Below are 10,895 nucleotides of genomic sequence, written 5' to 3' on the forward strand. Positions count from 1 at the left end.
ATTTAACTATTTCTCAAAGATCTTTTCCCGTTTTACAAACATAGGAGGCACTAAGGGCACGAAGCCACACTTAGAAACTTTCTTAGTGAAACTTAGTGTTCTAAGTGACTTAGTGGTAAAAGAGATACTTGAATAATTAGAGAGGTAGTAACTGAATAACATCAATAATTCTATGATTCAATAATTCAATGGATTTTTTTCTGCTACATTTACATCCGTTTTTCAGAAAAACAAATAGCAATGCCCGACGTATATGTAGAAGACATGAAGTATGACAAAGTAGATTTTACGCAGAAAAATCTTGAACGTGGTGAGTATGAGTATTGTGAATTTAACAACTGCGACTTCTCCAACACCAATCTTTCTTTCATGAAATTTGTTGAATGTACATTCAACGGATGCAACTTAAGCCTTGTAAAACTTGGTAAGACGGCCTTTCGCGATGTTGTATTTAAAGACTGTAAAATGCTGGGCCTTCACTTTTACGATTGCGATGATTTTGTATTGTCGTTTAGTTTTGACAATTGCACGCTCAATCATTCTTCTTTTTTTGGAGTAAAAATCAGGAACACGAAATTTAAGAGTTCACAATTGCAGGAAGTGGATTTTACCGACTGCGATCTTACATCAGCAATCCTGAGTGACTGTAATCTGGTAGACGCGAAGTTTGAAAATACAAACATTGAAAAAGCCGACTTCAGAACAGCCACCAACTATTCCATCGACCTTGAAAAGAACAAAATAAAGAAAGCAAAATTCGCCTATCCTGGAGTGATCGGGTTGCTGGATAAGTATGATATTGTGATTGAGAAATAACTGAATAATTGAATAACTGAATAACTGAATGTTTATGTTCGTCAGTGTTTTTAACTTTTAACCACTCACTTATTCGGTTAATCAGTTATTCAGTTGCTGCTAAAATCTCAGCGCTGCACTCACACCGCCGGCACTGCCATTGTAATACGGCATAATCGACAAATTCTCGGGCTTCTTCTTCCATAGCGGCCATTTATTCTGATGTGTGAGGTAGGCAATGTTTACGGATAGAATACCAAATCCTGCGCCTGCAACTACATCTGACACCCAGTGCCTGTTGTTCAATATGCGCATTGCACCTACAGCAGTGGCTACGACATAACCGCCAATGGCAACGCCGGGATAATTTTTACCAAATTCCCTTCTTAACAATTCTGCAGATAAAAACGCCTGCGCCGTATGTCCGGAAGGAAAAGAGTTGTAGGTACTACCGTCCGGTCTTTGCTCATGCGTAATATTTTTTAAAGAGAACACCATTACGTTCATCAATATTTCTGATTTCACCAGGAGAGCAGTTTGGTTCCATGCATCGTGCGTGCCTTTGTATCCCAACGCATCCATTGTGTACATTGCTGCTATAGGAACGTACAGCAAATAGTTATCAACGCTTGTATGAAATGTGCCAAAATGCTCCATTCGTTCATTTCTGACCGCGTATTTGTTAAACAGGTCGCCTTTGTCACCGTCGCCGTCATAGTTGGCCCAAAAGCCAATGCCGATCAGTGCCGCCGGAACGATAAAGCTTTTTAACACTTTAGCTCGTTTATAATGAGCGCTGTCTTTGGAGGTGAGCGGAGAGAACATCTTGTTACTGTGAACAATACTGCTATCGTAATCAAACGACGAAATGTTTCCCGGGTGGGGTATGGGTTGTTGGGCAAAAGTTCTTAATCCATTCAAAATCAAGGCTGCCGCTACAAAGTAATGCCGCATCAAATTCGTATTTAATGGCCAACTTACCTTGTAATTCTGAATGGAAACTGAAGAGGAAAGAGACGAATTAACAATTAAGAATTAGGAATTAAGAATTAAGAATTCATTCCGTGTAGCATGGTAACAGGATATATGCTCTTTGCATTGTAAGGAGATACCATTCAATAGCGAAGCGCCAACCTAAAGAATTCTTAATTCTTAATTCCTAATTCTTAATTAATTAGCGGCTGCTTCAAACTGCCCCACCTTATAACCTCCTGCCACTGTGCGGAAAGAAATGTTCAGTCGGTTGTAGCTGTTGATAGTGATAACGGCCAGCGTTAAATCAATCAATTCTTCTTCAGAGAATTCGGCGCTTGCTTGTTCGTAAACTTCGTCTGGCACATCGCCACCGGTGATTTTTGTAACGGCTTCGGCCCATGCGAGCGCGGCACGTTCCCTGTCGGTGTATAGCGGCGCTTCTCTCCACGCTGCCAGAAGATAAAGACGTTGTTCTGTTTCGCCCATTGCGCGAAGGTCCTTTGAGTGCATATCCAGGCAATATGCACAACCATTTATTTGTGAAACCCTGAAGTAGATAAGGTCCTGCAGCGCTTTTTCAATAGAGCATTTTGAAAGGTAATTTCCCAGTCCAAACATGGCTTTCAGTGCTTTGTGTCCTTTTTCGAAAAGGCTTAATCTTTGTTCCATTTTTTAAAATTTAGATGTTGAATGTTCGTGTTACATCTACATAATGAATGGGAGAGGAGAAAATGGACAAAGAGGGGAAAGTTTTTTTTAATTGAAAGTGGAAAGTGGAGAGTGGAGAGTGGAGAGTGCCTTAGCATAAAATCTTAAAGCAGGGAGTTGTGTCGCACGATGTAAGTCTTAAACCTTAAATCAAAAAAACATAACAAATCATGATAATCATGAAAATCTGTGTTCCGTCTCTCAAATAAAAAAAGGATGACATCGAAACTTCAACATCATCCTTTAATAGTTTACCTAAGGTGTTGGTGGTGGAGGAGGTGGTTTTGAAGTGGTATCACCTCTCATTGCCGGTTTAGTGGAGCCAGCCTTAGTTCTGGCTGCTGTTTTTTTAGCCACTTTTTTCACCGCTGCTTTTTTTGGAGCTGCCTTTTTTGGAGCTGCTTTTTTTGGAGCAGCTTTCCTGGCAACTTTCTTAGCGGCCTTTTTGGGGGCGGCTTTTTTGGCTGCTTTTTTTGGTGCTGTGTTAGCCATATTTGGTTAAATTGGTTTGGGAAAAATTACTGCTTTTGTTTTTCAAATGCAAGCGGTGTTTCGTAAACGGGTTGCTAAAATTAAGCACAAGTTATTCCCATGCTTTTCGTTGGAAGGCTTGCAGCTACCTCGTGTTCCATTTGAATTTCTTTATGCCCATGAAAGCAAAGAACAAGGTGTAACCGAGTGTAACCAGCAACGCCATTGTAGTTTCGTTGTGCCACAAGTCAGGCTGCAGGCTGCCTGCCAACATCGTTTGTACGGTACCGTAAGGTGACCAACGTGCAAGTTTTTGAGCGATGTCGCCCAAAAAGCCTAATCCTCCAATCATTCCTGTTATGATGAAAACAAAGTACACCAACCTGGTGGTGGAGTTGACCGTTTCTGGATTTTTGATCAGGCCGACAATCATTTGTCCAAGACTTAAGTAAACTGCACCGCCCACGAGGGCGCTTATTACCGTTAACAAGTAGCCAACGGCAGATAGATGAATGCCATCAACATAGTAGCCTGTGATGAAAACGCAAATGGTGACAATCAGGATCATCGTAAGTTGAACAGTTAACCTGCTTATCATGATTGCCCAGCTTGGAATTGGTGCTACACGGAGTCTTTGGAAAATGCCTTTGTCCCGGTCACGTGCAACAGAATTGGTATATCCCATGAGGCCGATAGCCACAAGACCAAGGGCAATGCTGCTTGATAAAACAAATGCACCACCGTACTTCACAATGATACCTTTCCACGAAATAAGAATGATAACCGGAATAAGTAATGCCAACACGGCAGAGCGTCTATTGCGCCATTGCGTGGTAAAGTCTGCACGAAGCAGCGCCGAAAATACAGTAGAGCTTTTTGGTATGTTGATTTCCATGTTGAATGTTTTTTAAGAACGAATTTCTGTTCCGGTTAAAGCAATAAATACATCTTCCAGTGTGATCCTTCCTTTTCTTGAAACCCTGATCACTTCGGGTTCATCCTTATGTTTTTCAATCAAGGCTTCGGGTGTGTTCACTTCTATTACTTTACCATGATCAATAATGCCGATGCGGTCGCAAACGGATTGGGCTTCTTCCATGGAGTGTGTGGTGAGCAACACACCATGGCCTTTTTCGCGGATGCCTTCAATGCGTTCCCACAGTTGCCTGCGCGATTGCGGATCAAGGCCCGTAGTGGGCTCATCCAGTAACACGAGTTGTGGAGTGTGAATGGTGGCAATAACAAGGGAAACGCGTTGTTGCTGACCGCCGGACAACTGGCCGAATTTTTTATTGGCAGCATCAGCGAGTTTGATGTCTTGCAGCTTACCCATCAATTCTTCTTTTCTCAGTGATAAACCATAAATGCCTGCATACAATTGCAGAATTTCAAGAATGGTAAGTTCCGGTTGGAAGCTGGTTGATTGCAACTGCACGCCCAGTGCTGCTTTAGCATGTAGGGGTTTTGCTTTGTTGTTGTGTCCTGCGACACTGATCGATCCTGAATGATAGTTTAGCAAACCTTCAATGGCGCTTAGCGTGCTCGTTTTACCGGCACCGTTAGGTCCCAGCAAGCCGAAAATTTCTCCGCGTTTAACATCGAAGGAAACATTCTGCACTGCGTGAGTAGTGCCGTAGTAAACGTTCAGGCCTTCGACATTTAGAATCTGTTCATGGTTGTTCATGTTGAAAATTAATAATTAATAATTAAGAATTAATAGTGCGGTTACGCTGAGCGAAATTAGTGTTCGAGAAGTGAGAATAATATTCTGCTTAGGTGGGAAGGTGGTTTTTGGCGGTGAATGGGGGAAGGGAATCGGTGAACAGACAATTAGGAATTAGGAATTAGGAATTAGGTACCCGTAGAGACGTCGGCACTGCCGCGTCTCCTGCAGCACCCATGTTCTGCCAAAATAGATAAACGTTCGCCTGTAGTTGCCAAAGGCAACAGAATGGTCCTGCGAGGCTACAAGCCTCGCAGAGCTTGCGCCGCCGCGTTTCCTGTAGCAAACAATCCATGAACACTTTGCATAAATAAACACCCAGATCTCTCCTTTGTCGGGATGATAAGCAACATTCTTTTAATTCTTTGAACAGCTTAATTAAATGACCTTTTTATCTTGCTCAGTATTTATTCTACAGTGGAAGTGTGCGACGCAACGATGATGATATATAATCTACTGCCCACCCAATAAAAAACAAGAGCCCAATCTTTACATAGATTGAGCTCTTGTTCTTATGGCTAAAGTCCATCAGACTACATTCTATTAAGTATGTTCCATCTTCAACTAACTCCTAATTCCTAATTTCTAACTCCTGGTTGCTATCTCCTTCTAAAGCCTCCGCCGCCACCGCCTCCGCCTCTGAATCCACCGCCACCGCTACGTTGGTAGTTGTTGTAGCGTTGGGTTTGCATTTGGCCACGAGAGCGCGATTGAGCTGAGTTATTAAGTCCTTCCATAGTGCGGTCGTTCACACTTGCACGGTTTTGCCCGCCGAGGTTTTGATTGCGGGTTGCGGGCGTTTGACCAGCGGTAGGTGTTTGGCGTGTGGCACCACCGAGGTTTTGATCACGAGTACCGGCGGTAGGTTGATTGCGCGTTGCACCACTTAAGTTGCCCTGACTCGGTTTGTTTACTGAACTCCAACCGCCATTTTTATTATACTGGCTCCATGAACCATCGGAATTTTTTCTATAGACGTTTCCGTCTTTGCCCGCATAGGTACCGTTATTGGTACGTGCAACGGTTCCATTGTCGCCACTGTGAATAATGCCCTGGTTACCACCGGAGGTTCTATAACCTGCAGTTGTACCATTTGCATTGGTAACATGCGCGGTACGGGCCCAGTCATTACCACGAACGGCTGCTGATTGTCCCCAATTTCCGTAAGCGTTGCTACCTTGTGAAGTTCTGCCGTAGGCTCCTGTATAAGGATTGTAAGAATGCGCCACCGTTCTGCTACCATACGGAGTTGCTACAGTTGCGGACCGGCCATATCTGCCTGTTGAAGGATTGTACCATGCTGACCCTCCTGCAGCGCCGTAAGGTCCGTAAACCGACCGGTGAGCGACATACCCGCCCGACCATGGATTGTAGGCGACACCGCACCCATACGAGTACGGGTAGGGACGGTAAATAGGATATCCGTATGGGGGGTAATACATATATGGTGGATAATACCAGCCTGTGCCGTAGGCCATGCACGCACCCATGGTCATGCCTATTACGAACATGCCGAAATAGCCTGCAGTGGTGCTGCTTTCAACGGTTTCTTCCGTGGCATTGGTTTGCGTTACGTAGGTTACGTTATATACCGGTGAGCTTGGTGGAATGGTATAAATTTCTGCGGCAACAGAATCAGCCACCTTCCATGGACCTGTGGCTGCAGAGGAAATGAACCACACACCCTGGAAACATAAGTAATAGAGATCGCCCACCTTTATCACTTTGTCTTGCGTGTTGGACGCGTATTCCATCGTGGTGCTGTCAATAGGTTTGAATTGTGGCGTACTACCGTCATATGTAACTTTTACTTTTGCTTCTACTTCTTTTTTGTTGATAACAGCGGTGGTCGGAATTTGCGCCAGCATTACAGCGTCTGATGCTTCCTGCGTGCCGGGGACAGATGACAGTACGATACCCTTGGGTGAGTTGGCTGGAATTTTTTTGAAGTCTTCCGGCAAGGTGTTACCTGCGTAAACCCACGGCCCCGGAAGGGTTGACGAACTGAACCATCGGCCTGAAATCAGCACATAATATTTTTCTGAAGTATTGTCGAGGAAAAGATCATTGTCTGTATTTGTCACATACATCAGGTTGGTGTTGTCGATCTTGGAATAGATCGGCTGGCCATCAGACAAAATAAGTTCTGCCGGTTGATTGCTGTAAAATACTGTTGGATCCACCGTTGATTGAGGTGGAGGAACCTGCTGCTTCACGTCGTCGAAATTCTGGCCGCTGGGCAGTTTGCTCATATCTTTTGGCAGTTTGGTAGTGATCTTCCAGCCGGATTCAAGTTTGTCAGACTTCATCCATGTTGTGTTGTCCAGCAAATAATATTGGTGTGTTGATGTATCGATGAAGATGTCCCAGTTGGTGTTGATCACAAACTTTATTGAGGTCTTTTCAATGGGTGCATAAACGGGGTCGCCATAGACCATTAATAAAATAGCGGGAGATGCGCTGTAGAAGATCTTAGGTGGATCATTCCTTAATTCAACACCGCTTACGATAACTGAATCCTTCTCCATATCTGCCAGAACACGATCAAGAGAAATGGGTTGTGCGCTTTTAGTAGGTATTAGTTTCTTCAAAAGCTTTTCCATGATTTTTGCCGAATCTTCGCTCAGGGCTGGGAAGCGAACATCATCGATGGAAATGGAGTGGAGATATACGGTGCGGTTATCTTTATTGACGTCTGTTTTAGCTGATAGATTCGCCACACCCAGTGTTTGTTTACCACCTTTGGGGGTAAGTGCAAAAGCCATGCGAGTGTACACGCGTTTGTAGTCTTTCCAGCTATCTATCTGTGGTTGATAGTATACCAACTTTGAGCCATCCTTTGTGATCTGGCGCGGCCAGCCGAGATCCTTTGCGGAAACGGAATCTTTGCTTTGTGCTGAGGCGATTTTACCCGTAAAGAAAAAAAGTGGCAGAGCGAAGATGACAGGTAAGACTGTTTTCCTGAAAAGTCTGTTCATAAGGAAAAAATGTTTGTGTTTTAGGGCCATGACACAGGGATATACCCAGCCCGGAAACATAACAATTCTGCCCGCGGAAAGGTTCAAGGTGAATTGAAAATTGAAAATTGAAAATTGAAAGTTGAAAATTGAAAATGCTTTCGATGCTAAATTCTTTCTATCGACCAATCAGCTTGTCGGTAACAAATAAGGCAACTTGCACATAAACTTCATTTTCAATTTTCAACTTTCAATTTTCAACTATTCAAACTGATGTCTGTATGCAATGTTTTGTTCGCTTAGAACGAGTTTCCTGATCACTTCCGACGTTGCGGCGTCATCATAAATTCCGTAGCCATTTACCAGAATTCCTTTGAGGTCGTGTTTTACCGAAGAAACAGCGATCACGATGGTTTCATCTGCGGGGTCTGTTTCGCCCTCAAACCTGTAAACATCATCAATGGTGAAATGCTCGGGAGATGAGTCGATGGTAGTGAAGTTGTTATTTTCTTCCTGTTTGTTGAAAGATGCGGTGTATCCTTTCTTGCTGAGATCGTTAACAGCTTCGGTTACTGTTTCGTAAGCGTTCATTGTAATTAATAATTAATAATTAAGACGGCGGTTGCACTAAGTGAAATTAATATTTATCAATGATATGCAATAACAATAAATCGCAACCTTTCGGGAAACGCTTCACATTTTTTTACCACGCAAGTTTTGCCACAGAGGGACAGGGGACACTGAAGAAGAGGTCTCTTGTAAAGCTCAGTACCTCTGTTTCTCTGTGGCAACCTTTCAGATGCGAAGCATCTCTTGTTGTTTCGGAATCGTTTGCGTAAATAGAATAATCTACAAAAATAGCAGAGTAAGCCGCTTTAGTCAATCATAACCAGAATTTATGTGTCATAACTCTTGGTTATGGATGAGAAAAAAAAGTTTTTTGAAATGGTTCGTTCCTTACCTTTAGCGGTATGAAAAACACAACGCTAATTGATTTTAAGGAAGTGATTCTCGAGAAATTTGTCTCGGAAGATGCGATTCCGGCGGAGTTTGCTTTGTCAGAACAACTGCATCAAAAAAAATATTTGTGCAATGGTGAGATGAAAGAATGGAACGGAAAGACTGAACCCGTTTATTCACCGGTATGCATTAAGAGAGGTGATATTTTAGAAAGAAAACTCATCGGCTCTTATCCTGTGTGTACAGAAGCAGAAGCGATAGAAGCATTGAATGCAGCTGTTGCCGCTTATAATCACGGACGTGGCGAATGGCCAACCATGAGTGTGGCAAAAAGGATTGAGTGCGTAGAAAAGTTTACCAAGAAAATGCTTGAGCAAAAAGATATCGTGGTAAAGCTGATCATGTGGGAAATAGGAAAATCGTATGCTGACTCCATAAAAGAATTTGACAGAACTGTTGAATACATCTATGCCACTATCGATGCACTAAAAGATCTTGACAGACAGTCATCCCGCTTTGAAATAGAGCAGGGCATTGTAGCGCAGGTGCGCCGTTCACCGCTTGGTGTGGTACTTTGTATGGGGCCGTTCAACTATCCGTTGAATGAAACTTTCACAACATTGATCCCTGCGCTGATCATGGGTAATACGCTTCTTTTCAAACCTCCAAAACACGGTACATTATTGCATTACCCGCTGCTGCAGGCTTTCAAAGAATGTTTCCCTAAAGGAGTTGTCAATACAATTTATGGACGCGGACATTCTATTGTTCCTGCCTTAATGCAATCCGGTAAAATAGACGTACTTACTTTGATCGGGTCGAGCCGCGTAGCAGATCAGTTGAAGAAGCTCCACCCTAAAGTAAACAGGCTGCGTGCGATCCTTGGTCTTGATGCGAAGAACGCAGCGATCATCACACCGAAAGCAGATTTGTCATTGGCGGTACAGGAAACTATTTTGGGTTCTCTGTCTTTCAACGGACAAAGATGTACGGCATTGAAAATAATTTTCATTCACCATAGTTTGGCAGATAGGTTCATCGAGCAATTAAATGCGGCGATAGCGAAACTAAAGTTCGGTATGCCATGGGAAAGTGGTGTGAGCATTACTCCACTGCCTGAGCCCGGCAAACCTGCTTACCTTGCAAGCCTGATTGAAGATGCAAAAGCAAACGGCGCAAAAGTGATGAATGAAAATGGTGGCAAAACAGTTGAGTCTTTTGTATACCCGGCAGTATTGTATCCGGTAAATGAAAAGATGAAAGTGTATCGCGAAGAGCAATTCGGTCCGGTTGTTCCGGTAGTTCCTTACTACAGTCTTGAAGAGCCGGTGCAGTACCTGATCGAATCTACACACGGTCAGCAAGTGAGTGTGTTCAGTAACGATCCTGAAGAAGTGGCATCACTGATTGATCCATTGGTGAACCAGGTGAGCCGTGTAAACATCAACTGTCAGTGCCAGCGCGGTCCGGATGTGTTTCCATTTACCGGAAGAAAAGATAGCGCTGAGGGAACTCTGTCTGTGCATGATGCATTGCGTTCCTTCTCTATCCGTTCACTCGTTGCGACGAAACTGACTGATCCTAATAAGCAATTGCTTAACGACATTGTGAATAGTGATCATTCGAACTTTTTGAGTACGAAGTTTCTGTTTTAATTAATAATTAATAATTAAGAATTAATAGCGTAGCATTCGTAAGGAGTGCTGCGCTATTTTATTTTACGGATATCCATTTCTAAACTGCTTGACAAAATAGGAATGTTGCTTGTCTTCCCGACGAAGGATGATCTGGCTCCAAAATTTTCTGCAAGCTGCCCTATTAATTATTCATTATTAATTATTAATTACCTTCACGCCATGTCAAAAGTTATCTCGACCGTTTGTCTTCTTTTACTATCCAATTCGTTTATGACACTCGCGTGGTACGGGCATTTGAAATTTTTTGCGAAAGATTCGAATCATTCGTCAACGCCTTTATGGACAATCATTTTGGTGAGTTGGGGATTGGCTTTTTTCGAATATTGTTTCCAGGTGCCAGCCAATAGAATTGGTTCTTCCGATTTCGGTGGCCCCTTTACGCTGGTGCAGCTAAAAGTGATTCAGGAAGTTATTACCCTGATTGTGTTTATGATATTTTCTGCATTGTTTTTCAAGAACGTGCAGTTCACCATGAATCATTTAATAGGCTTTTGCTTTTTGGTGGTCGCAGTGTATTTTATTTTCAAAAAATAGTTGCTTCGAAATACTTACCACTAAGATTCTGTGTTAACCACCAAGTCTAAGTTTGATTAAGTTTTTATAATTTTG

At 43.0% G+C, this 10,895-nt stretch carries 10 protein-coding genes; 3 read left to right on the plus strand and 7 right to left on the minus strand.

The features are described 5' to 3' along the window. Window positions 1-240: 240 nt before the first annotated feature. Complete coding sequence (locus KTO63_RS11035) at window positions 241-816, plus strand: pentapeptide repeat-containing protein (RefSeq protein ID WP_232373133.1); 576 nt, start codon at window positions 241-243, stop codon at window positions 814-816. 99 nt (window positions 817-915) lie between these two features. Here the strand turns inward: KTO63_RS11035 and KTO63_RS11040 are convergent, their stop codons facing one another. From KTO63_RS11040 to KTO63_RS11070, 7 genes are all read right to left on the minus strand, one after another. Continuing rightward, a complete protein-coding gene (locus KTO63_RS11040) occupies window positions 916-1,749 on the minus strand; it encodes a phosphatase PAP2 family protein (protein ID WP_217791344.1) in 834 nt (277 codons plus the stop codon). Between the two features lie 216 nt (window positions 1,750-1,965). Continuing rightward, the gene (locus KTO63_RS11045) at window positions 1,966-2,439 is read right to left on the minus strand and encodes a carboxymuconolactone decarboxylase family protein (protein ID WP_217791345.1); all 474 of its coding nucleotides are present in this window, start codon (window positions 2,437-2,439) and stop codon (window positions 1,966-1,968) included. Window positions 2,440-2,733: 294 nt separating this feature from the next. Then, entirely contained in the window at window positions 2,734-2,970 is a 237-nt protein-coding gene (locus tag KTO63_RS11050) for a hypothetical protein (RefSeq protein WP_217791346.1), read from the minus strand. Between the two features lie 124 nt (window positions 2,971-3,094). Continuing rightward, window positions 3,095-3,844 (minus strand): ABC transporter permease, encoded by a 750-nt coding sequence (locus KTO63_RS11055; RefSeq protein ID WP_217791347.1) that lies wholly within the window; start codon window positions 3,842-3,844, stop codon window positions 3,095-3,097. Between the two features lie 12 nt (window positions 3,845-3,856). Continuing rightward, window positions 3,857-4,633: an ABC transporter ATP-binding protein gene (locus KTO63_RS11060; protein ID WP_217791348.1), complete on the minus strand. Its 777-nt coding sequence runs from the start codon at window positions 4,631-4,633 to the stop codon at window positions 3,857-3,859. Between the two features lie 638 nt (window positions 4,634-5,271). Next, window positions 5,272-7,650: a hypothetical protein gene (locus KTO63_RS11065; protein ID WP_217791349.1), complete on the minus strand. Its 2,379-nt coding sequence runs from the start codon at window positions 7,648-7,650 to the stop codon at window positions 5,272-5,274. A 240-nt stretch (window positions 7,651-7,890) separates the two neighbouring features. After that, a complete protein-coding gene (locus KTO63_RS11070; RefSeq protein ID WP_217791350.1) occupies window positions 7,891-8,220 on the minus strand; it encodes a phosphoribosylpyrophosphate synthetase in 330 nt (109 codons plus the stop codon). A 380-nt stretch (window positions 8,221-8,600) separates the two neighbouring features. Between KTO63_RS11070 and KTO63_RS11075 the strand changes: the two genes are divergently transcribed. Both KTO63_RS11075 and KTO63_RS11080 read left to right on the plus strand, forming a co-directional pair. Continuing rightward, the gene (locus KTO63_RS11075) at window positions 8,601-10,244 is read left to right on the plus strand and encodes an NADP-dependent glyceraldehyde-3-phosphate dehydrogenase (protein WP_217791351.1); all 1,644 of its coding nucleotides are present in this window, start codon (window positions 8,601-8,603) and stop codon (window positions 10,242-10,244) included. A 201-nt stretch (window positions 10,245-10,445) separates the two neighbouring features. Then, the gene (locus KTO63_RS11080) at window positions 10,446-10,820 is read left to right on the plus strand and encodes a DMT family protein (RefSeq protein ID WP_217791352.1); all 375 of its coding nucleotides are present in this window, start codon (window positions 10,446-10,448) and stop codon (window positions 10,818-10,820) included. Window positions 10,821-10,895: the final 75 nt, after the last annotated feature.

Source organism: Pinibacter aurantiacus, from assembly GCF_019130065.1.
Lineage (GTDB): Bacteria > Bacteroidota > Bacteroidia > Chitinophagales > Chitinophagaceae > Pinibacter > Pinibacter aurantiacus.